Source organism: Pseudomonas sp. LARHCG127, assembly GCF_052871455.1.
This window is the reverse complement of record NZ_JBIXJT010000014.1, coordinates 1-21,931: the sequence shown is the minus strand read 5'-3', so window position 1 is coordinate 21,931 and position 21,931 is coordinate 1. Positions and strand designations below refer to the sequence as shown.

Here is a 21,931-nt window from a genome sequence, read left to right as displayed (position 1 = left end):
GTGCCAGCCCACACTCGAATAAGAGGCCGCGCACATGAGTCTTTCCTCATTCAAGATCGCCCATAAACTGATCACCGGGGCCGCTGCCATCGAGCAACTGGCCGCCGAGCTGACGCGACTGGACGTCGACAATCCGCTGATCGTGACCGACGCGGCGCTGGTCAAGTCCGGCACCGTGGACTTGGCCCTGCAGCACCTGGGCGGGCGCGACTACGAGATTTTCGACCGGGTCATGCCGGATCCGGAAATCGCCATCGTCGAAGACTGCATGCAAGCCTACCGCGACGGCGGCCACGATGGCCTGATCGGCCTGGGCGGCGGCAGTGCTATCGACATCGCCAAATGCGTGGGCGTCTATGCCGGTTATCACGGTGAATTGCAGGACATGTTCGGCGTCGATCAGGTGCCGCGCAAAGGCCCGCCCATGATTGCCATCCCCACCACGGCCGGCACCGGTTCGGAAGTCACCAACGTGGCAATCCTCTCCGACAAGGCCGCGCAGTTGAAAAAAGGCATCGTCAGCGATTTCCTGTTGCCGGACGTGGCGCTGGTCAGCCCGCAAATGACCCTCACCTGCCCGCGCAGCGTCACGGCCGCCAGTGGCGTCGATGCGCTGGTGCACGCCATCGAGGCCTACCTGTCGCTCAATGCTTCGCCGATCACCGATGCCCTTGCCATTGGCGCAATCAAACTGATTACCCGCGCGTTGCCCAAGGCCTATGCCAATCCTAACCATCTGCAAGCCCGTGAAGACATGGCCACGGCCAGCCTGATGGCCGGCATGGCCTTCGGTAATGCCGGGGTCGGGGCGGTGCATGCGCTGGCCTATCCGTTGGGCGGGCGCTTTCATGTGTCCCATGGTGTCGCCAACGCTTTGTTGCTGCCGTATGTGATGGCTTGGAACAAGATGGCCTGCGTCGAGCGCATGCGTGATATCGGCGAGGCCATGGGCATCAGGACCGCTCATTTGAGTGATCTTGAAGCGGCCGACGAAGCCGTGGAAGCCATGGTTGCGTTGTGCGCCGCCGTGCAGATTCCCCAGGGCCTGAGCGGCCTGGGGGTGACCGAGGACGTGATCCCGTCCATGGCGGTAGAGGCGGCGGGGATCGAGCGCCTGATGCGCAACAATCCGCGTCAACTGAGCGCCGCCGATATCGAGAAGATCTACCGCGCGGCGTATTGATCGACTGTCACGGTGGGCGCGCCAAATCTTGAGGTATACAATGCGCGCCATCGTGATTTCGCTCAAAACAGGTGCGTCATGCAGCCCTTCGCTATTGCTCCGTCGATTCTCTCCGCCGACTTCGCCCGCCTGGGCGAGGAAGTGGACAACGTTCTGGCCGCCGGGGCCGACATCGTGCACTTCGATGTCATGGACAACCACTACGTGCCCAACCTGACCATCGGCCCGATGGTCTGCGCGGCGCTGCGCAAATACGGCATCACCGCGCCGATCGACGCGCACCTGATGGTCAGCCCGGTGGACCGCATCGTCGGTGACTTCATCGAGGCGGGCGCTACCTACATCACGTTCCACCCGGAAGCCACGCTGCATGTCGACCGCTCCTTGCAGTTGATCCGCGAAGGCGGTTGCAAGGCTGGCCTGGTGTTCAACCCGGCGACACCCTTGGACGTGCTCAAGTACGTGATGGACAAGGTCGACATGATCCTGCTGATGAGCGTCAACCCTGGCTTCGGCGGGCAGAAGTTCATCCCGGGCACCCTCGACAAGCTGCGCGAAGCCCGTGCCCTGATCGACGCCTCGGGCCGTGACATCCGCCTGGAAATCGACGGTGGCGTGAACGTGAACAATATCCGTGAAATCGCCGCGGCCGGTGCCGACACCTTTGTCGCCGGTTCTGCAATTTTCAACGCACCCGACTACCAAGAGGTGATTGCAAAAATGCGCGCCGAACTGGCCCTGGCGCGCCCATGAGCGGCTTCGAGCAGCTCTTCCCCGGCAGCTTGCCGCGTCTGGTGATGTTCGACCTCGATGGCACCTTGGTCGATTCGGTCCCGGACCTCGCGGCGGCCGTGGACACGATGCTGCTCAAGCTTGGACGCCCGCCCGCCGGCATCGACGCGGTGCGCCACTGGGTCGGCAACGGTGCGCCCATGCTGGTGCGCCGGGCCCTGGCCAACGACATCGATGCCCAAGGCGTCGATGAGGCCGAAGCCGAGCAGGCGCTGGCGTTGTTCAATGAAGCCTACGAAGACAATCACCAGCTGACAGTGGTCTATCCTGGCGTGCGCTCCACCCTCAAGTGGCTGAAAAAGCAGGGCGTGGAAATGGCCCTGATCACCAACAAGCCGGAACGCTTCGTGGCGCCGCTGCTGGACCAGATGAAAATCGGCCGCTATTTCCGTTGGATCATCGGTGGCGATACCTTGCCACAGAAAAAGCCTGACCCGGCCGCGCTGTTCTTCGTGATGAAAATGGCCAACATCCCGGCCTCCCAATCGTTGTTTGTCGGCGACTCGCGCAGCGATGTGCTGGCGGCCAAGGCGGCGGGGGTCAAGTGTGTGGCGTTGAGTTATGGCTACAACCACGGCCGGCCCATCGCCGAAGAGTTTCCGACGCTGGTGATCGACGATTTGCGCCTGCTAATTCCCGGTTGCCTGGACCCGGCCGCTGAGATAACGTTGCCCGACGCTGTTCAATCCTCTTCTGGAAACGCCATCGTGGTGGTCACTCGCAAACTCTGGATGAAAGTCATGAAGGCCTTGGCCCGCTGGCGTTGGCGCACCTGACATGATCCTGGCCGGTTATCCGGCGCGTTTGCATACCTGACTGTCAGCTCCTCTTGCCACGAGGCATCCCATGATCCGTGAAGAATTCCTGCGTCTAGCCGCTGCCGGCTACAACCGCATCCCCCTTGCCTGCGAAACCCTGGCCGACTTCGACACACCGCTGTCGATCTATCTCAAGCTCGCCGACCAGCCCAACTCCTACCTGCTCGAATCGGTACAGGGCGGCGAAAAGTGGGGCCGATATTCCATCATTGGCTTGCCGTGCCGTACGGTGCTGCGGGTCCATGACCATCGCATCAGCGTGACCCACGACGGCGTCGAAATCGAAAGCCTCGAAGTCGAAGATCCGCTGGCCTTCGTTGAAACCTTCAAGGCCCGCTACAACGTGCCGACCATCCCCGGCCTGCCGCGTTTCAACGGCGGCCTGGTGGGGTATTTCGGCTACGACTGCGTGCGCTATGTGGAAAAGCGCCTGGGCACCTGCCCGAACCCCGATCCGCTGGGCGTGCCGGACATCTTGCTGATGGTCTCCGACGCGGTGGTGGTCTTCGATAACCTCGCCGGCAAGATGCACGCGATCGTCCTCGCCGACCCGTCCCGGGAAGATGCCTACGAGCAAGGCCAGAAAAGCCTGCAGGCGCTGTTGGAAAAACTCCGCCAGCCGATCACGCCGCGCCCCGGCCTGGACTTCAGCAAGCAGTCGGCGGCCGACCCGGTGTTCCGTTCCAGCTTCACCCAGGACGATTACGAACGGGCCGTCGACACCATCAAGGAATACATCCTCGCCGGCGACTGCATGCAGGTGGTGCCGTCGCAACGAATGTCCATCGACTTCAAGGCCGCGCCCATCGATCTCTATCGGGCGTTGCGTTGCTTCAACCCGACGCCCTACATGTACTTCTTCAACTTCGGCGACTTCCATGTCGTGGGCAGTTCGCCGGAAGTGCTGGTGCGGGTCGAAGACAACCTGATCACCGTGCGCCCGATCGCCGGCACTCGCCCCCGTGGCGCCACGGAGGAGGCGGACCGGGCGCTGGAAGAGGACCTGCTGTCGGACGACAAGGAGATCGCCGAGCACCTGATGCTGATCGACCTGGGGCGCAACGACACCGGGCGGGTCTCGGAAATCGGTTCGGTGAAACTCACCGAGAAGATGGTCATCGAGCGCTATTCCAACGTGATGCACATCGTCTCCAACGTCACCGGCCAATTGAAGGCCGGGCTGACGGCGATGGATGCCTTGCGGGCGATCCTGCCTGCGGGCACTTTGTCCGGCGCGCCGAAAATCCGCGCGATGGAAATCATCGATGAGCTGGAGCCGGTCAAGCGTGGGGTATACGGCGGGGCGGTGGGGTATTTCGCCTGGAACGGCAACATGGACACCGCGATTGCCATTCGCACCGCGGTGATCAAGAACGGCGAACTGCACGTGCAGGCCGGCGGCGGTATCGTCGCCGACTCGGTGCCGGCATTGGAATGGGAAGAAACCCTGAACAAGCGCCGCGCGATGTTCCGCGCCGTGGCGCTGGCCGAGCAGACCTCGAACGACTGACGCCCTTCAGCATACAACTGTGGCGAGGGAGCAAGCTCCCTCGCCACAGTACTTTCAGGCAACTCAATCCGTGTGGGAGCGAGCTTGCTCGCGATGAGGCCGTTACCTTCAACAAATAGGTTGGCTGACAGTCCGCTATCGCGAGCAAGCTCGCTCCCACAGGTTCCCCTCGATCAGAAGTCCAGGCTGACCCCCAGGCTCACCCCTTGCTGGGTCATGTCATCGTCCTTGCGCAGTGTATAACCGCCCCGCAACGCCAGGTCCTGCGTCAACTTGTGGCTGACCCCCAGGCTCAGGCGATTCAGGTGGCTCTGTGGTGTGTAGCCTTCCAGTGTGAAGTCATTGGCCGGCAGGCTGTTGAGGGCGATGTTGACCTTTTGCGTGTCGTCTTCGTACTCCCGTTCGTGGGCATATTCGCCAAACACCTGGGTCTGCCGGGTGATGTTGTATTTGCCCTGCAAGCCAATGCCCAGGCGTTTCGAATCGCGGGTCTGGTCATCGAAGGTCAGGGCCGTGGAGCGGTTGCTCTTTTCCGAATAACCATCCACTTCCACCTTCGCATAATCAGCGCTGATAAACGGCGAGAGGTGCCATTCGCTGCCCGGCTGGGCGATGTCGTAGCCCACCCGCGTGCTGAATGCCCAGAGATGGCCGTCCGTATCGCCTTTCTCCTGCGCTTCGTTGACGCCCAGGTCGAACTTGCGCTCCAGGTTGTCGTAGTCGAGCTTGCCGCCGGTCAGCGCCGCGTCGGCCCACCAGCGGTTTTGCTGGAACTGGGCAAAAGCCGTCGCCAGGTAGCTGTTGAGCTTGTACGTCGAATCGTTATCGCCTGCGTCCATGTCCTGGCGGTAGAAGCCGGCGGCGACACCCACGCGCCAAGCCTCGTTGAGGCGATAGCTGCCGCCCACGTTAAGGCTGTAGCCGCTGCCGTCGGCGCTGGCGCCGCTGCCTTGGTTGTCCATGTCCAGGTGCTGGCCGCCACCGGCGACGATGGCTCGCCACTGGCCGATCGCCTGCCAATCTTCCCAGTCCGATTGCCACTGGCTGCGCAATTCATCCTGGTGAGCACGCAAGGTCGAGTGGGCCATTTCCGGCAGCAGCGTCAGCTCCCAGGGCGCCGCGAGCAGGGAAAAAGCGTAGTCGGCGATCAGTTTCTGCCCGGTTTCGGTGGGATGGACCGCGTCGTTGTAGATCAGCTTGCTGGGATCCGGCGTGGCACTGTTGATGCCATAGGTGGCGTTCTCCGTACAGCCGTTGCCACTGAAGCAGGTTGCGGTGAGGTTCTCGCCGGTGGCGAGGCCGAATCGTGCCGGGTCGGCGAAGCTTTCCTTCAGCAAAAGCGGAATGTTCAACGGAATGATTTCGGCGTCGATGCCTTGCAGTCGCGTGATCAGTTGTTGGTTGAACTGGTTGCCCAATTGCGAAAAGGTGTCCTGCAAGGGGCCGCCATTGAGAGCCGGGGTCAGACCCAGGTCGGGCAGCAGCCAGACCATCACATAGCGGGCACCGGCCGTTTGCAGCACTTGCACGCTGTCGGCCAGGCGGTCGGCGGCGGCGTTTGCTTGGGCGGTGTTCAATACCCGGCCTTGAAGGAAGTCGTTACCACCACCGGAAAGGTAATACAGCGCATTTGGATCGGCACGCAGGCCATTGGACTGCAAGTAGCCGGGACGGCTGCGCTCGCCGGTGTCGGACACGCCAGTGATCGATTCGAGGATCTGGTCGGTGCGATACCCGCCTACCGCCCAGTTATTGCCATCTGCCAGCCCCTCGCCGGCGCGGACCGCCGACGTGGAAGCGGCGGTCTCGTCGGCGGAATAGCCCAGGCGCCCACCGAGCAATTGGGTGGAGTTGGCCGAATAGGCTTCGCCGCTGCCGTCGGTGTAGATCGGACCGGTTCGGTTGGTGTAGCGCTCGGTCGAGCCGGGTGGGCCGTTCGGGTCGGCGAACTGGCCGGCGTCGTTGAGGCTGTCGCCGAACACGATGAACTTGGAATACGGGTTGGGGGCGGCGTTCGCCTGGGCGCAGGCGAGCGCGAGCAGGCAACCGGCAATCGGTACGAACAGCGTCTTCTTTATCATATGAAAGTCCGTTTTGATCTTATTTTTGTTAGAAAACGAAACGACAGTACCAAAATCTTTCGGCGTTTTGCCATCTATCCGGAACGTCGTGATTGTTTCAAAGCCCTTCGGGATCGCTCATATTGCGTGCTCCGCCCAGCTAAGCTACTGTGCCGGGACGTATGAACGAGACTTCCCCTGTGTCGATTGTCAGCAAACTTCTGGATCAAATGATCAAGGCACACGCCCGTTGGCGTTGGCGCGCCTGACGATTCTCCGCCGGCCTCGCCGGACCTGTACCGATTTGCCTTCTTTACCCGCTGTAGAACCGCTTCGCCGGGGCATCAATTGCCTCGCCAAGCGCAGCAGCGTGCGGGTCACTCGCTGAAGGCTGTGTTTAAAGTCAGTGAATTCAATAGGTTGCTTACGCCATGTTGCTGATGATCGATAACTACGACTCTTTTACCTACAACGTTGTGCAATACCTTGGCGAGCTGGGCTCCGAGGTCAAGGTCGTGCGCAACGACGAACTGACCATCGCCCAAATCGAAGCCCTCAAGCCTGAGCGCATCGTGGTTTCCCCTGGCCCTTGCACGCCGACCGAAGCGGGTATTTCCATCGACGCCATCAAGTACTTCGCCGGCAAGCTGCCGATCCTGGGCGTCTGCCTGGGGCATCAGTCGATCGGCCAGGCATTCGGTGGCGATGTGGTGCGCGCCCGGCACGTCATGCACGGTAAGACTAGCCCGGTATTTCACGAGGACAAGGGCGTATTCGCGGGATTGAATCATCCGCTTACCGTCACCCGCTACCACTCGCTGATCGTCAAGCGCGAAACGCTGCCCGACTGCCTCGAGTTGACGGCCTGGACCCAGCTTGAAGACGGCTCGGTGGATGAAATCATGGGGCTGCGCCACAAGACGTTGAATATCGAAGGTGTGCAATTTCATCCCGAGTCTATTCTCACCGAGCAGGGGCACGAGCTGTTCGCCAACTTCCTCAAACAAACCGGCGGCACGCGCTAAGGACTTTTCATGGATATCAAGACAGCCCTGAGCCGTATCGTCGGCCATCTCGACCTGAGCACCGACGAGATGCGCGACGTGATGCGCGAAATCATGACCGGCCAATGCACGGATGCGCAGATCGGCGCGTTCATGATGGCCATGCGCATGAAAAGCGAGAGCATCGATGAGATCGTCGGTGCCGTTTCGGCGATGCGTGAGCTGGCGGACAAGGTCGAACTCAAGACCCTGGACGGCGTGGTCGATGTGGTCGGCACCGGTGGTGACGGCGCCAATATCTTCAACGTGTCCACCGCCTCGTCGTTTGTCGTTGCGGCGGCCGGTTGCACCGTTGCCAAGCATGGCAACCGCGCAGTCTCAGGCAAGAGCGGCAGTGCCGATCTGCTGGAGGCGGCTGGAATTTACCTGAACCTGACACCGGTTCAAGTGGCGCGCTGTATCGACAATGTCGGCATTGGTTTCATGTTTGCCCAGACTCACCATAGCGCCATGAAACACGCTGCCGCGCCGCGCCGTGAGCTGGGCCTGCGTACGCTGTTCAACATGCTCGGCCCGCTTACGAATCCGGCCGGCGTGAAGCATCAAGTGGTGGGAGTGTTCAGCCAGGCGTTGTGCCGGCCTTTGGCCGAGGTCCTGCAACGCCTGGGCAGCAAGCATGTGCTGGTGGTCCATTCGAAGGATGGCCTGGATGAATTCAGCCTGGCGGCACCCACATTCGTGGCCGAACTAAAAAATGACCAGATCAGCGAGTATTGGGTCGAACCTGAAGACCTCGGCATGAAGAGCCAGAGCTTGCATGGCCTGGCGGTCGATGGTCCGGCCCAATCGCTGGAGTTGATCCGCGATGCCCTGGGTCGCCGCAAGACCGAGAATGGCCAGAAAGCAGCTGAGATGATCGTGCTCAATGCCGGCGCCGCGTTGTACGCCGCCGACCACGCCAGCAGCCTCAAGCAAGGCGTGGAACTGGCCCATGATGCACTGCACACTGGCCTGGCCAGGGAAAAACTCGAAGAGTTGGGTGCATTTACCGCCGTATTCAAAGTGGAGAACGAAGGATGAGCGTGCCAACGGTTCTGGAAAATATTCTGGCTCGCAAGGCTGAGGAAGTAGCTGAGCGTCGCGCTCGCGTCAGTCTGGCCGAGCTGGAAAACCTGGCGCGTTCAGCGGATGCGCCGCGCGGCTTTGCCAAGGCGCTGATCGATCAGGCCAAGAAAAAACAGCCGGCGGTGATTGCCGAAATCAAGAAGGCGTCCCCCAGCAAGGGCGTGATCCGTGAACACTTCGTTCCGGCCGAGATCGCACGAAGCTACGAGAAGGGCGGCGCGACCTGTCTCTCGGTGCTGACCGACGTCGATTTTTTCCAAGGGGCCGACGACTACCTGAAGCAGGCGCGGGCAGCGTGCAAGTTGCCGGTGATCCGCAAGGATTTCATGATCGACCCGTACCAGATCGTCGAGGCTCGGGCCCTGGGCGCCGATTGCGTGCTGTTGATCGTTTCCGCCCTGGACGACGTGAAAATGGCCGAGCTGGCGGCAGTGGCCAAGAGTGTCGGGCTGGATGTGTTGGTGGAAGTCCATGACGGCGACGAGTTGGAGCGAGCCCTGAAAACCCTCGATACCAAACTGGTCGGGGTGAACAATCGCAACCTGCACACCTTCGAAGTCAGCCTGGAAACCACTCTGGACCTGTTGCCGCGCATCCCACGGGATCGCCTGGTCATCACTGAAAGTGGCATCCTCAATCGGGCCGATGTCGAGCTGATGGAAGTCAGCGATGTTTACTCATTCCTGGTGGGCGAGGCATTCATGCGGGCCGAGAACCCGGGGACGGAATTGCAACGGCTGTTCTTTCCTGAACGAGGCCTGCCGGTGAGCGGCTCGACGCTGGACTGATTCATGTCGCCTGTGATGTCCCTCACCGTCGAAGCGGGCCTGCAAGCCGAACAGGATCTGTTGGCCAGCATCTGCGCGGGCGACGCCGAGTTTGGGCTGCTGTTCTGGCAGCCCAATGACCGCGCGCTGGTCATGCCGCGCCGCTTGAGTCGCCTGCCGGGGTTCGAGCACGCCAGTGAAGTATCGGCCGCCCATGACTGGCCTGTCCTGCTGCGCGAAACCGGCGGTGAGCCGGTGCCGCAGTCGGCCGCTACCGTCAATATCGCCTTGGTCTACGCGCCACCGCGCAGCGAAGGTGACCATGGCCGCATCGAAACCGGATATCGACGATTGTGCGATCCCATTTGCCAGTTGTTGGATGAGTTGGGCGGGGTGGCTTCGCTGGGCGAAGTGGAAGGGGCCTTTTGCGACGGGCGCTTCAACGTCAACCTCGACGGTCGGAAAATGGTCGGCACCGCTCAGCGCTGGCGCCAGAGCAAGGGCGGTCAGCGTCCGGTGGGCCTGGTTCATGGCGCGCTGTTGCTGGAGAACGAACGCGAGTCCATGGTCGCGGCGGTCAATCGCTTCAATGAAGCCTGTGGCCTGGAGCAGCGAGTGCGTGCCGAGAGCCACATCGCCCTGCATGAAAAATTCCCGGCGCCTCACGCGTTGGAGCGACTCGAAGCGTTGTATCGGCAAATGCTGACCCAACTGCTGGGCGCTTAACGCGTTCCGAACACCACCATGGTCTTGCCTTTGACGCTGACCAGGTTGCGCTCTTCCAGGTCCTTGAGTACGCGACCGACCATTTCCCGCGAACAACCGACAATCCGACCAATCTCTTGGCGGGTCACCTTGATCTGCATGCCGTCGGGGTGGGTCATGGCATCAGGCTGCTTGCACAACTCCAGCAGGCAACGTGCGACACGTCCGGTGACATCGAAAAACGCGAGATCGCCGACCTTGCGGGTGGTATTGCGCAGGCGTTGTGCGATTTGTCCGCTGAGGACGTAAAGAATGTCCGGGTCTTGCAGGGACAGTTCTCGGAATTTGGCGTAGCTGATTTCCGCAACTTCACATTCAATCTTGGTCCGCACCCAGGCACTGCGTTCCTGTTCCTTGCCCGCCTGTTCGAACAACCCCAGCTCGCCGAAGAAATCTCCGGAGTTGAGATAGGCGATGATCATTTCCCGACCGTCGTCATCTTCTATCAGGATGGTAACCGAGCCCTTGATGATGAAAAACAGCGTGTCGGAACGATCACCTGCACAAATGATGTTGTGTTTGGCTGGATAGCGGCGGCGCTGACAATGCATCAAAAGTTTGTCGAGATTCTTGATCTTGAGCGTGGGAGTAATGGCAACCATGGTTGTATCCCGAAAGACTGCGCAGTGTTGTGATTTGGTTTTGTGATGAGGGCGAATGGCTATCGCTAAAAGCTGGCCATACGCCAGCGAATTCGCGCCAGCTTAACAGAGGCGTCTTGAATAGATTCGAGAATTTACCTACAGGCTGACAGGAAGAGCTTCCTAAGACGGAGAGCCGTCATGAGGAGGTGCTGTGCTAAGCTGGCGACCCTTTTTTAACAGTGGAGTCTTGGCGATGAAGGCACGCATCCAATGGGCTGGCGAAGCCATGTTCCTCGGTGAGTCAGGCAGTGGTCATGTGGTCGTCATGGACGGCCCGCCAGAGGCCGGTGGCCGGAACCTGGGTGTTCGGCCGATGGAAATGCTGCTGTTGGGCGTGGGCGGTTGCAGCAACTTCGACGTGGTCAGCATTCTCAAGAAGTCCCGCCAGGCCGTCGAAAGCTGCGAAGCGTTCCTCGAAGCGGAACGCGCCACTGAAGACCCAAAGGTGTTTACCAAGATTCACATGCACTTTGTGGTGAAGGGGCGAGCCCTGAAGGAAGCCCAGGTCAAGCGCGCCATTGAGCTGTCTGCCGAGAAGTACTGCTCGGCTTCGATCATGCTCGGTGCCGCCGGGGTCGAAATCACCCACGATTATGAAATCATCGAGTTGGGTTGAGTCGCCATTCAAGGGCTTGCGATTTGCTGCACTGAAATTGTCGGATAGAAAAAAGGCGACTCCCCGTTGGGAAGTCGCCTTTTTTAGTTTCCGAGGAATAAGGATGGGTTATCCAGATCCCAATCACCGTCAAATCCGATAAGTGCTCTTGGTCATGACCTTGGCCAGCAGGCTCATGCCGAATTTCACCGGGGCCGGGAAACGGAAACCACCGGCGTCAAGCGCACTTTCGGCATGGTGTTCTTCATCCACGCGCATCTGCTCGAGGATCGCCCGGGATTTCTCATCCTCAGCCGGCAATTGCTCCAGGTGCTCGTTCAAGTGCTTGCACACTTGATGTTCGGTCGCCGCGACGAAGCCGAGGCTGACTTTGTCGCTGATCAGCCCGGCGACGGCGCCGATCCCGAACGACATCCCATAGAACAGCGGGTTCAGGACACTGGTGTGGCTGCCCAGTTGGCGAATCCGTTGTTCACACCAGACCAAGTGATCGATTTCTTCCTCGGCGGCATGTTCCATTGCCTTACGCACCTGCGGCAGCTTCGCTGTCAGCGCCTGGCCCTGATACAGCGCCTGGGCACAGACTTCGCCGGTGTGGTTGATACGCATCAATCCAGCGACGTGGCGGGTTTGCTCGTCACTCAATTGCGCGTCCGGTTGCACGATAGCCGGTGATGGGCGGTACGGCTGGCCACTGAAGGGCAGCAGGGTGCGCATCGCGGTGTCGGCTTGCAGCAACAGGCGGTCAATCGGCGAGTAGTGACGTTGGGTAGTCATGCTTACCTCCGGGAAAAATCACAGCGGCCAGTTTAACCCAATCGGCCGCCGAAGATTTGCGTTGGGTCAGGGGTATCAGCCCGGCGGCCAGTTCATCTGGCGCTGACCCAGCACATGCATATGAATGTGATAGACCGTCTGCCCACCCAGTTCATTGCAATTCATCACCACGCGAAAACCTTCTTCACAGCCCAATTCCAGCGCCAGGCGCTGGGCAGTGAACAGAATGTGCCCGGCCAGGCCCTTGTCTTCTTCGGTAAGGTCATTGAGCGTGCGGATCGGTTTCTTTGGAATGACTAGAAAGTGCACGGGCGCCTGTGGGGCGATGTCGTGGAAGGCCAGTACCTGGTCATCCTCGTAAATGATCTTCGCCGGGATTTCCCGGTTGATGATCTTGGTAAACAGAGTATCCACAGCTGTTTTCTCCGTTGGGTTCGTTGAGGTCGAATGCCTCGAAGGCCTCGATCGAGGTGTCTTGGCTGTTCAGCTTGAGGGCATCAGTGCGGGCAGTAAGCCTTGTTGACCATGCCGGCGATAGTCCGGACCAGCCACCGTGATCCCAGCCGCGGCAGTACGGCCAGCCAGCGGTTGCGGCGTCCGGGAATGATGATGGCGCGGTTTTTGTCCAGTGCGCGCACGGCGTACAGGGCGACTTCTTCCGGGCTCATCAGCGATTTGCTGGCGATGAGTTTTTGTTCGTCCATCTGCGCCTTGGAAAAAAAGCCGGTTCGGGTCGGACCAGGACAAAGCACCGAGACCTTGATCGCGCATTTCTTCAATTCAACCCGCAGGGCTTCGGAGAAGTGCAGCACATAGGCCTTACTGGCGTGGTAGGTGCTCATCCAAGGACCGGGCTGGAACGCGGCGACCGAGGCAACGTTGAGGATCTGGCCGCCGCCAAGCAGCGCCATGCTATTGCCAACGGCATGACAAAGCCGTGTCAGGGCAAGGATGTTGACTTCGATCAGGTCCTGCTCGGTCATCCAGTCCTGGCCCAGGAACGGCCCGCTGGTGCCGATGCCAGCGCAATTGACCAGCAGGTCGATCTGCCGTTCACCTTCCTCCAGTTCCAGCAAAAAGCCTGAAAGCCTCAGCGGTTCGCCCAGGTCGCAAGCCCGGAACAGTACCTCCACGCCAAACCGCTGGGTCAGTTCGATTGCAATGCTTTCCAGCCGATCACGTTGTCGAGCCACCAGTATCAAGTTGCGGCCGCGCCGGGCCAGCGCTTCAGCCATGGCCAGGCCGATGCCGCTGGAAGCGCCAGTGATCAGTGCGTAACGGGTCATGCAGTTCTCCATCGCTACAGCCCGCCGCCAAATGACTGGGCTGTCACCGGCATGAAGCGCGCTTATTGTTCCTCTTCTTCTTCATAGTCTACAGAAGGCGGAGCGGGCTCGGCTGCCTCGACGGCGGGCTCTTCAGCGGTTTCGCTGCTGGACTCGCTGCTTTCGTAGCTGCTCAGGCTGCTGGTGTCGTAGTCCTCCTGGAGGGCTCCGAAGATACCTGCAAACGTGGCGATGAAAATCAATACGATCATCACGAGCCAGAGCGAGGCCAACAGCTTGACCCCCGTGGTATTGCGCGGGGGTGGCGGGCCATATTGGTTTGCACCGGTATTGCCTGGCGCGATGATGAGGATGAACGGGAAGATGCTGCCCACGAAGGGAACCAGGTTGATCAGCCACAACCACCCCGACCAACCGAGGTCATGCAGGCGCTGGACGTTGAACTGGATGCTCACGAAGGCAAAGGCAAGCACAACGACCGTGGCGAGCAGGCCGCCGACAATGAGCGCCGCTATCGAGTCGGAAGCCAGCAGCCAGGTCGAGGCGAGCCAGAAGCCCACGCCAACCAAGGGCAACAGGGCCAGGGTCAACGCCATGGTCCAGGCCAGGTAGCGCAGGCGCCCGATACGGCCATCGAAGCTGAAGGGCTTGAGGGTGCTGTACTCGGCAAGTGCTTCACCGACTTCGGCGCGGGGAGGCGCGTAGGGCGAGGCGGGTTCGACGATCGAATCGGGGTGGCGTCCACTCGGTTGCCGCGGCGCGTCCTGTACTTCGCCAAGGCTCAATTGGACGGTGGGTTCGGCTTCGATCCTGGCGTCGATTCCGCTCTTGTTGAGCGCTTCGAGGTACTGCTGCGCCTCGTTCTGGGACAGGTCGCTTTTCAGGGCCACCTTGCGACCGGTGAACAGTCGTTCAATGGCGCTGACATCACTCTTGAACAACTCGGCGAGGTTGAGTTTGGCGGTGGTGGTATCGACGCCCGGCATCACGCCGCCGTCGAACACGATATTGAAACGGGTTTCGCTCATGCCCGGCATCCTTGTCTCTGAAAGTTAAGTAGTTGTTTTGTTTGGGCTGGTTCAGCGCGGCCATTGCCCGCCAAGCTGTGCCGCCCGGGCTTGTGCTTGACGGTATTCTTCATCCAGGCGCGCCACCAACTGATCGACGCTGGGCAAATCATCGATTCCACCCACGCCCTGGCCGGCGGACCATACGGTTTTCCAGGCCTTGGCTTCATCGTTCAGCGGTTTGAGTTTCGAGCCAAAATCCACCTCGCCTTTGTTCTGCAGGGCGGCGAGATCGAAACCGGCATTCTCCAGGCTCTGGCGCATGAAACTCGCCGGCACCCCGGATACAGCAGGAGTATGCACGATGTCCGCGGCTCTGGATGTGAGCAACATCTCTTTATAAGCGTCAGGTGCGTGGCTTTCGCTTGTACCGATAAATCGCGTACCGAAGTAGGCCAGATCCGCGCCGAGCAATTGTGCGGCCAGAATCTGATGGCCGTGGTTCAGGCATCCTGCAAGCAGCAGGGTCTTATCGAAAAACTGGCGGATCTCGGCAATCAGTGAAAACGGGCTCCAGGTCCCGGCATGCCCGCCTGCGCCGGCGGCAACGGCGATCAAGCCATCGACACCGGCTTCGGCGGCTTTTTCGGCATGACGCCGGGTCGTCACGTCATGGAACACCAGCCCGCCATAACCGTGCACCGCGTCCACCAGTTCTTTCACCGCGCCCAGGCTGGTGATGACAATCGGCACCTTGTGTTCGGTGCAGATGGCCAGGTCGGCTTGAAGCCGCGGGTTGCTGTGGTGGACGATCAGGTTCACGGCGTAGGGCGCCGGGTTTTCCAGGGTCTCCAGGCCTGCTTCGATCTCTTCCAGCCAGGCCTTGAAGCCGCTGCTTTCGCGCTGGTTCAACGCCGGAAAGCTGCCGACGATGCCATTGCGGCAGCACGCCAGCACCAATTGGGGATTGGAAATCAGGAACATGGGCGCCGCCACGACGGGCAGGCGCAAGCGTTGTTCAAGCAGAGCGGGCAACGACATTGGAAGTACCCCGGATAATGAATGCTGATTGGAGATTAGAACGGTCGGACGACGACCAGAATTACGATAGCCAGCAATATCAGAACCGGCACCTCATTGAACCAGCGATAAAAGACATGGCTGCGGGTGTTTTCGCCACGGGCGAAGCGTTTCACCTGTGCGCCGCACATGTGGTGGTAACCGATCAACAGCACGACCAGGGTCAACTTGGCGTGCATCCAGCCTCCCTGAGTGAAGTAGGCTCCGGCGTTGAGGCTCAGCAGCCAGATGCCGAATATCAGGGTGGCGATCATCGCCGGGCCCATGATGCCGCGGTACAGCTTGCGCTCCATGACGCTGAAGCGCTCTTTGCTGACGCTGTCCTCGCTTTGGGCGTGATAGACAAACAGGCGAGGCAGGTAGAACAGGCCGGCGAACCAGCAGACCATGCTGACAATGTGAAGTGCTTTGAGCCACAGATAGAGCATTTTTAGTTATTCCAAGAAATCACGGTAGCCCGATAGTAGAGGTTAGAGCGGCCGCACGTCACCTTGACGGTTGTCGCCACGCCCTGCGGCCCCTATCATCGACGGCTTTCCAGTGGGTTCGTTGAGGGCAGGGTTATGGTCAAGGTCGGTATTGTCGGCGGCACGGGTTACACCGGTGTCGAACTGCTGCGTCTGCTGGCACAGCATCCGCAGGCTGAAGTGGTGGTCATCACCTCCCGATCCGAGGCCGGCCTGGCCGTCGCCGACATGTACCCGAACCTGCGAGGCCATTACGACGGCCTGGCGTTCAGCGTTCCGGACGTCAAGACCCTCGGTGCCTGCGACGTGGTGTTCTTCGCCACGCCCCACGGTGTTGCTCACGCCCTGGCCGGCGAACTGCTGGCCGCCGGCACCAAGGTCATCGACCTGTCGGCGGACTTCCGCCTGCAGGACGCCGATGAATGGGCCAAATGGTACGGCCAGCCCCACGGTGCGCCGGAACTGCTTGAAGAGGCGGTCTACGGCTTGCCGGAAGTCAATCGCGAGAAGATCAAGCAGGCACGACTGATCGCTGTACCGGGTTGCTATCCGACGGCGACACAGCTGGGGTTCTTGCCGCTGCTGGAAGCCGGCCTTGCCGATGCTTCGCGCCTGATCGCCGACTGCAAGTCCGGTGTCAGCGGTGCCGGGCGTGGCGCCAGTGTCGGCTCGCTGTATTCCGAGACGTCGGAAAGCATGAAGGCGTACGCGGTCAAAGGGCATCGCCACTTGCCGGAAATTCGCCAGGGCTTGCGCCGGGCAGCGGGTAAGGACGTCGGCCTGACCTTCGTGCCGCACCTGACCCCGATGATTCGTGGTATCCATTCCACCCTGTATGCGACGGTCGTCGATCGTTCGGTGGATCTGCAGGCGCTGTTTGAAAAACGTTATGCCAACGAACCGTTCGTCGACGTGATGCCGGCTGGCAGTCATCCGGAAACCCGCAGCGTGCGCGGTGCGAACGTTTGCCGGATCGCCGTGCATCGTCCGCAGGACGGTGATCTGGTGGTGGTGTTGTCGGTCATCGACAACTTGGTCAAGGGCGCGTCCGGCCAGGCCGTGCAGAACCTGAACATCCTGTTCGGGCTGGATGAGCGTCTGGGGCTGTCCCATGCGGGGATGTTGCCGTAATAGCAGCAACAAGCTTTATGTTGGCGGCTACAAGCTTGAGGCTTGTAGCTCGCCGCTGCTCTTCTAAATAGTTGACCAATTTTCTAGGAGAAGCGGATAATGCCCGCCATCACGCATTATGGCGGCGTAAGCGCCGGGAGATATTCAGCATGAGCGTCGAAACCTTCACCCCCACGGCTTTGCAATTCACCCACGGTGCCGCGCACAAGGTGAAGAGCCTGGTCGATGAAGAGGGCAATGATCGTTTGAAGCTGCGCGTATTTGTTACGGGCGGCGGTTGTTCCGGTTTCCAGTACGGCTTCACTTTCGATGAAGAAGTGGCCGAAGACGACACCATTGTCGAGCGCGAAGGGGTCAGCCTGGTGGTCGACCCGATGAGCTTCCAGTACCTGGCAGGTGCCGAGGTGGATTATCAGGAAGGTCTGGAAGGCTCGCGTTTCGTGATCAAGAACCCTAACGCCACCACGACCTGTGGGTGCGGCTCTTCGTTCTCGATCTGAAGGCTTCAGTATAAAAAACGCCGCAGTGCCTTGGGCCCTGCGGCGTTTTTTTGTCCGTGATTATTGGATTCAGGCCGGGTAGATGGCGCCGAGTACGCGCAGGCCACGGGCGCCCGTGACACTTGGGCGGTTACCTGGAATACCTTCAAGACAGCAATGGGCGAGCCAGGCGAACGCCATGGCTTCGACCCAGTTCGGATCCACGCCATATGCCGCCGTGCTGCTGACGGTGGCCTCTGGCAGCAATTCAGCCAGGCGCTTCATGAACGCCTGGTTGTGCGCGCCGCCGCCGCAGACCAGCAACTCTTGAGTATTCGGCTGGGCATGCTGCAGTGATTCGACGATGGTCAGGGCGGTCAGTTCGAGTAACGTCGCCTGGACGTTTTCCGGGGCGAAGGCCGGCAACTGCGACAAATGCTGGCTCAGCCACGGCAGGTTGAATACTTCACGACCGGTACTTTTCGGACCCTTGGTGACGAAGAAGGGGTCGCTGAGCAGTGCCTTGAGCAAGGCTGGCTCGACTTTTCCGCTGGCAGCCCATTGACCGTCGCGATCGAAATGCTCGCCGCGTTGTTGATGAATCCAGGCATCGAGCAATACGTTGCCTGGGCCGCAGTCGAAACCGGTGACAGGTTTTGCGGGCTCTATCAGGCTGAGATTGCTGAAGCCACCGACATTCAGCACGGCACGATGACCGGCTCGTGCTTCGAACAATGCTTCGTGAAACGCCGGGACCAGTGGGGCGCCTTGCCCACCAGCGGCGACATCGCGGCTTCGGAAATCGCTGACGACGGTGATGCCGGTCAATTCGCTCAACAGTGCCGGGTTGCCAATTTGCACAGTAAACCCACGGGCCGGTTCATGGCGGATGGTCTGGCCGTGGCTGCCAATCGCCCTGATGTCTTCAGGCTTGAGTTTCTGTTCGTTGAGCAAGGTATGGATACCCTGCGCGGCCAGCTTTACCCAGCTTTGTTGGGCAATGGCGGAGCGGGCGATCTCATCGGGCCCGCTGCTGCACAATTCGAGCAATTCGGTGCGCAGAACGACGGGCATGGGGATGTAGTGCGTGGCGATCAATTTGATGGCCGGGGTCAGTTCGATCAGTGCGATATCCAAGCCGTCCAGGCTGGTCCCGGACATCACACCGATATAGAGCGCCATGCTTAGCGCTTGCTCGAGGCCAGCATGGTGGCTTTCTCTTGATCCATGCGAGCCATCAAAGGTTGGCTTTGGGCCAGGAAGCGTGCGCGCTCGCCCTTGGCGATCGGATCGGCCATCGGCAATTTCTGGCCAAGTGGATCGACATGAACGCCGTTGACCTGGAACTCATAGTGCAAGTGCGGGCCGGTGGAGAGGCCGGTGGTGCCGATGTAGCCAATCACCTGGCCTTGCTTGACGGTGCCGCCAGTCTTCACGCCTTTGGCGAAGCCCTGCATGTGCCCGTACAGCGTGCGATAGGTATTGCCGTGCTGGATGATCACGGTATTGCCATAACCGCCGCGACGGCCTGCCAGCAGCACCTTGCCGTCGCCGGCTGCCTTGATTGGCGTGCCACGAGGGGCGGCGTAGTCGACACCTTTGTGGGCGCGAATCTTGTTCAGGATCGGATGCTTGCGACCTGCGGAGAACTTCGAGCTGATACGGGCGAAATCAACCGGTGTACGGATGAATGCCTTGCGCATGCTGTTGCCGTCGGCGGTGTAGTAGCTGCTGTTGCCTTGCTTGTTGGTGTAGCGCACCGCGGTGTACGTCTTGCCCCGGTTGGTGAAGCGCGCGGAGAGAATCGGGCCGTTGCCGACGCTCTTGCCATTGACCACTTTCTGCTCGTAGATGACGTCGAATTCGTCGCCCTGGCGAATGTCCTGGGCGAAGTCGATGTCGTAGCCGAAGACGCTGGCCATATCCATGGTCAGGCTATGGGAAAGGCCTGCGCGCGCAGCGGACTGGGACAGCGAACTGTTGATGACGCCGTGGACGTAGGCCGAGCGAACGGTAGGCTTGGCGGTGACGCGGTTGAATACATAACCCTTGTCATTTTTGGTCAGGGTAATGCTTTCCAGATCACTCAGCTTGGTGTGCAGGTTGGTCAGCTGTCCGTCTGGATTGAGTTCGAATTCGAGTTTCTGGCCGCGTTGCAATTGAGTGAATTGCTTGGCTTGTTTGTCGCTGGCCAGGACTTCATGGACCGAAGTCGAAGGCAGGCCAACCTTTTCGAAGAGTGTGGAGAGAGTGTCGCCCTTGGCAACAATCACTTCGCGATGGTCCGGTCCTTTCTTTTCTTCTGCCACAGGCGCTTCTGCCTGGGCGGCGGCCTGGGCAGGGTCTTGCGGGCTGTTTTCAATTTGTGCAAACGGAGAAGCGGCCGGTTCGTTTGTGGCTTGAACGGCTTCGGCGGCGTCTTGTTCTTGTGTCAGTTGTTCAGCAGGGCTTTCCAGTTCAAGACTCAGAGTCGTCTTTTTGGCTTCAACATCGCTGGAGGGAAACACCAGGAGCGCCAGGCTAAGGAGGGCTGCGATGCCACTTGCGGCAAGCAGGTGGGTCTTCGGGTAAAGCGGCGGCGCTTTAGACGGTTCTGTGGTCATAAGTAATTTTGGCTTTTGAAAAAATGAATTGGAAAAGATGAATGACATGATGAAGATGAAATAACTGTATAAAATATAACCAAAACCCCTGCGAAGCAAGCCCGCGAACGCTCTGTTCTGTGGATTAGCGTCCTTGCGCCTGGCAAACCTTGTATTTGGTGCGCGATCTTGTATGGTTGGGGCCCTTTGAATCTGAGCCTTACGGGTCTGTTATGAAGTCGGTTGAAGAGCAGCTAGCGCTGATCAAGCGTGGTGCGGAAGAACTGTTGGTCGAGTCCGAGCTGATCGAAAAGCTCAAGCGTGGGCAGCCGCTGCGTATCAAGGCTGGCTTCGACCCGACGGCGCCCGATCTGCACCTGGGTCACACCGTGCTTATTAATAAGCTGCGCCAGTTTCAGGATCTGGGCCATCAGGTCATCTTCCTTATAGGGGACTTCACCGGCATGATCGGTGACCCGAGCGGCAAGAGTGCTACGCGCCCGCCGCTGACCCGTGAGCAGGTCCTCGATAACGCCGAGACCTACAAGACCCAGGTATTCAAGATTCTTGATCCGGCCAAGACCGAAGTGGCTTTCAACTCCACTTGGATGGATAAGATGGGGCCGGCGGATTTCATTCGCCTGACGTCTCAATACACCGTGGCTCGCATGCTTGAGCGCGATGATTTCGACAAGCGCTATACAACCAATCAGCCAATCGCTATCCATGAGTTCCTCTATCCGCTTGTACAGGGTTATGACTCGGTTGCGTTGCGCGCGGACGTTGAGCTCGGCGGCACCGATCAGAAATTCAACCTGTTGATGGGGCGTGAGCTGCAGCGCGGTTATGGTCAAGAGGCGCAGTGCATCCTGACCATGCCATTGCTGGAAGGGTTGGATGGCGTGAAGAAGATGTCCAAATCGCTGGGCAACTACGTGGGCATCCAGGAAGCGCCAGGCGTCATGTACAGCAAGCTGGTCTCCATTCCTGATGCGCTGATGTGGCGCTACTTCGAGCTGTTGAGCTTCCGGTCCATGGATGAGATCAATGCGTTCCGTGCTGATGTAGAGGCTGGGGCTAATCCGCGGGACATCAAGATCAAGCTGGCCGAAGAGATCGTTGCTCGTTTCCATGGTGAAGAGGCAGCTGCCAACGCTCACCGTGCGGCGGGTAATCGTATGAAGGATGGCGAGCTGCCGGATGACTTGCCGGAGATCGAGCTGGTTGCTGCCGAGGATATGCCGATTGCGGCCGTCCTTAATAAAGCAGGCCTGGTCAAGAATGCGGCGGTGGCACGAGATCTCCTTGGTTCGGGCGGTGTGCGTGTAGATGGTGAGGTTGTGGATCGCACCTATATATATGAGCTGGGCTCTACTCATGTATGCCAGGCCGGCAAGAAGGCTTTTGCGCGTATTACGCTTAAATCCGAATAAAGCTGAAATTAAGGGTTGACGGCAGATTCTGGAAGTCTATAATTCGCCCCACTTCCGGCGCAGTCGAAACGGAAAACTCCTTGAGATTCAATGAGTTAAGTAGGTTTCGAAGGTGTTGGGCTTCAGTTCATCGAGGCCCGGAAGGAGCAGATAGAGCGGTGATGTTTGGCTCTATCGGCGGTTCGATCTTCTCGGTCGAAAGCGGTGAAAAAGAGGTGTTGACAGCAGCGAGTAACGCTGTAGAATTCGCCTCCCGCTAACGAGAGATCGGAAGCGCAAGTGGTTGAAGTTGAAAAGGAAACTTTGAAAGCTTCTTAAAATAACCGCTTGACAGATACACGGGGCGCTGTAGAATGCGCGCCTCGGTTGAGACGAAAGACTCAGCCAACCGCTCTTTAACAACTG

22 protein-coding genes are annotated in these 21,931 nt (G+C 59.7%); 12 read left to right on the top strand and 10 right to left on the bottom strand.

Translation table 11 applies throughout. The features are described 5' to 3' along the window. Positions 1-34 precede the first annotated feature (34 nt). The 4 genes from ACIPQ1_RS22190 to trpE all read left to right on the top strand — a co-directional run bounded on the left by ACIPQ1_RS22190 (position 35) and on the right by trpE (position 4,303). Positions 35-1,183, top strand: a complete 1,149-nt coding sequence (locus tag ACIPQ1_RS22190) for an iron-containing alcohol dehydrogenase (protein WP_446534783.1) — start codon at positions 35-37, stop codon at positions 1,181-1,183. Between the two features lie 78 nt (positions 1,184-1,261). Beyond that, positions 1,262-1,936: a ribulose-phosphate 3-epimerase gene (rpe, locus tag ACIPQ1_RS22185; RefSeq protein WP_186706977.1), complete on the top strand. Its 675-nt coding sequence runs from the start codon at positions 1,262-1,264 to the stop codon at positions 1,934-1,936. Further along, positions 1,933-2,751: a phosphoglycolate phosphatase gene (locus ACIPQ1_RS22180; protein ID WP_186729591.1), complete on the top strand. Its 819-nt coding sequence runs from the start codon at positions 1,933-1,935 to the stop codon at positions 2,749-2,751. Before rpe ends, ACIPQ1_RS22180 begins: the two co-directional genes overlap by 4 nt. Positions 2,752-2,821: 70 nt before the next feature. Next, positions 2,822-4,303, top strand: a complete 1,482-nt coding sequence (trpE, locus tag ACIPQ1_RS22175; protein WP_186706979.1) for an anthranilate synthase component I — start codon at positions 2,822-2,824, stop codon at positions 4,301-4,303. Between the two features lie 173 nt (positions 4,304-4,476). Here trpE and estP read toward each other — a convergent pair whose 3' ends face one another. Next, positions 4,477-6,384, bottom strand: a complete 1,908-nt coding sequence (estP, locus tag ACIPQ1_RS22170) for an esterase EstP (RefSeq protein ID WP_446534782.1) — start codon at positions 6,382-6,384, stop codon at positions 4,477-4,479. 410 nt (positions 6,385-6,794) lie between these two features. Here estP and ACIPQ1_RS22165 point away from each other — a divergent pair, with 410 nt between their 5' ends. The 4 genes from ACIPQ1_RS22165 to ACIPQ1_RS22150 are packed head-to-tail and all read left to right on the top strand — an operon-like array spanning position 6,795 to position 9,985. After that, positions 6,795-7,388, top strand: coding sequence for an aminodeoxychorismate/anthranilate synthase component II (locus ACIPQ1_RS22165; RefSeq protein ID WP_250962151.1), 594 nt, complete (start codon positions 6,795-6,797; stop codon positions 7,386-7,388). 9 nt (positions 7,389-7,397) lie between these two features. Further along, positions 7,398-8,447, top strand: coding sequence for an anthranilate phosphoribosyltransferase (gene trpD, locus ACIPQ1_RS22160; RefSeq protein ID WP_092146427.1), 1,050 nt, complete (start codon positions 7,398-7,400; stop codon positions 8,445-8,447). Further along, complete coding sequence (trpC, locus tag ACIPQ1_RS22155) at positions 8,444-9,280, top strand: indole-3-glycerol phosphate synthase TrpC (RefSeq protein WP_411385784.1); 837 nt, start codon at positions 8,444-8,446, stop codon at positions 9,278-9,280. The genes trpD and trpC overlap by 4 nt, the downstream gene beginning before the upstream one ends. A gap of 3 nt (positions 9,281-9,283) precedes the next feature. Next, entirely contained in the window at positions 9,284-9,985 is a 702-nt protein-coding gene (locus ACIPQ1_RS22150) for a lipoate--protein ligase family protein (RefSeq protein WP_446534781.1), read from the top strand. On the opposite strand, the gene crp is transcribed toward ACIPQ1_RS22150, so the two are convergent. Beyond that, positions 9,982-10,626 (bottom strand): cAMP-activated global transcriptional regulator CRP, encoded by a 645-nt coding sequence (gene crp, locus ACIPQ1_RS22145; protein ID WP_186729587.1) that lies wholly within the window; start codon positions 10,624-10,626, stop codon positions 9,982-9,984. The two genes, ACIPQ1_RS22150 and crp, sit on opposite strands and share 4 nt — an antisense overlap. A gap of 235 nt (positions 10,627-10,861) precedes the next feature. Between crp and ACIPQ1_RS22140 the strand changes: the two genes are divergently transcribed. Further along, the gene (locus ACIPQ1_RS22140) at positions 10,862-11,284 is read left to right on the top strand and encodes an OsmC family protein (RefSeq protein ID WP_003206127.1); all 423 of its coding nucleotides are present in this window, start codon (positions 10,862-10,864) and stop codon (positions 11,282-11,284) included. A 129-nt stretch (positions 11,285-11,413) separates the two neighbouring features. Here the strand turns inward: ACIPQ1_RS22140 and coq7 are convergent, their stop codons facing one another. The 6 genes from coq7 to hemJ form a co-directional block, all read right to left on the bottom strand. Beyond that, positions 11,414-12,061, bottom strand: coding sequence for a 2-polyprenyl-3-methyl-6-methoxy-1,4-benzoquinone monooxygenase (gene coq7 / locus ACIPQ1_RS22135; RefSeq protein ID WP_446534780.1), 648 nt, complete (start codon positions 12,059-12,061; stop codon positions 11,414-11,416). A 75-nt stretch (positions 12,062-12,136) separates the two neighbouring features. After that, positions 12,137-12,475, bottom strand: coding sequence for a histidine triad nucleotide-binding protein (locus tag ACIPQ1_RS22130; protein ID WP_003316306.1), 339 nt, complete (start codon positions 12,473-12,475; stop codon positions 12,137-12,139). 83 nt (positions 12,476-12,558) lie between these two features. Further along, entirely contained in the window at positions 12,559-13,347 is a 789-nt protein-coding gene (locus ACIPQ1_RS22125; RefSeq protein WP_434573992.1) for an SDR family NAD(P)-dependent oxidoreductase, read from the bottom strand. Between the two features lie 62 nt (positions 13,348-13,409). Beyond that, positions 13,410-14,375, bottom strand: a complete 966-nt coding sequence (locus tag ACIPQ1_RS22120; RefSeq protein ID WP_411385782.1) for a DUF805 domain-containing protein — start codon at positions 14,373-14,375, stop codon at positions 13,410-13,412. A 51-nt stretch (positions 14,376-14,426) separates the two neighbouring features. After that, on the bottom strand, positions 14,427-15,395 hold the full coding sequence (locus ACIPQ1_RS22115; protein WP_446534779.1) for an NAD(P)H-dependent flavin oxidoreductase: 969 nt from the start codon (positions 15,393-15,395) through the stop codon (positions 14,427-14,429). Positions 15,396-15,430: 35 nt separating this feature from the next. After that, on the bottom strand, positions 15,431-15,862 hold the full coding sequence (gene hemJ / locus ACIPQ1_RS22110) for a protoporphyrinogen oxidase HemJ (RefSeq protein WP_186706988.1): 432 nt from the start codon (positions 15,860-15,862) through the stop codon (positions 15,431-15,433). A gap of 135 nt (positions 15,863-15,997) precedes the next feature. On the opposite strand from hemJ, the gene argC reads away from it, so the two are divergent. Both argC and erpA read left to right on the top strand, forming a co-directional pair. After that, a complete protein-coding gene (gene argC, locus ACIPQ1_RS22105) occupies positions 15,998-17,032 on the top strand; it encodes an N-acetyl-gamma-glutamyl-phosphate reductase (RefSeq protein ID WP_122566710.1) in 1,035 nt (344 codons plus the stop codon). A gap of 149 nt (positions 17,033-17,181) precedes the next feature. Next, entirely contained in the window at positions 17,182-17,532 is a 351-nt protein-coding gene (erpA, locus tag ACIPQ1_RS22100; protein ID WP_003177727.1) for an iron-sulfur cluster insertion protein ErpA, read from the top strand. Positions 17,533-17,601: 69 nt separating this feature from the next. On the opposite strand, the gene ACIPQ1_RS22095 is transcribed toward erpA, so the two are convergent. Continuing rightward, complete coding sequence (locus tag ACIPQ1_RS22095) at positions 17,602-18,693, bottom strand: anhydro-N-acetylmuramic acid kinase (RefSeq protein ID WP_250962160.1); 1,092 nt, start codon at positions 18,691-18,693, stop codon at positions 17,602-17,604. Between the two features lie 2 nt (positions 18,694-18,695). Continuing rightward, entirely contained in the window at positions 18,696-20,114 is a 1,419-nt protein-coding gene (locus ACIPQ1_RS22090; protein ID WP_411385780.1) for a peptidoglycan DD-metalloendopeptidase family protein, read from the bottom strand. 212 nt (positions 20,115-20,326) lie between these two features. Here ACIPQ1_RS22090 and tyrS point away from each other — a divergent pair, with 212 nt between their 5' ends. Continuing rightward, a complete protein-coding gene (gene tyrS, locus ACIPQ1_RS22085; RefSeq protein ID WP_250962162.1) occupies positions 20,327-21,526 on the top strand; it encodes a tyrosine--tRNA ligase in 1,200 nt (399 codons plus the stop codon). Positions 21,527-21,931 lie beyond the last annotated feature (405 nt).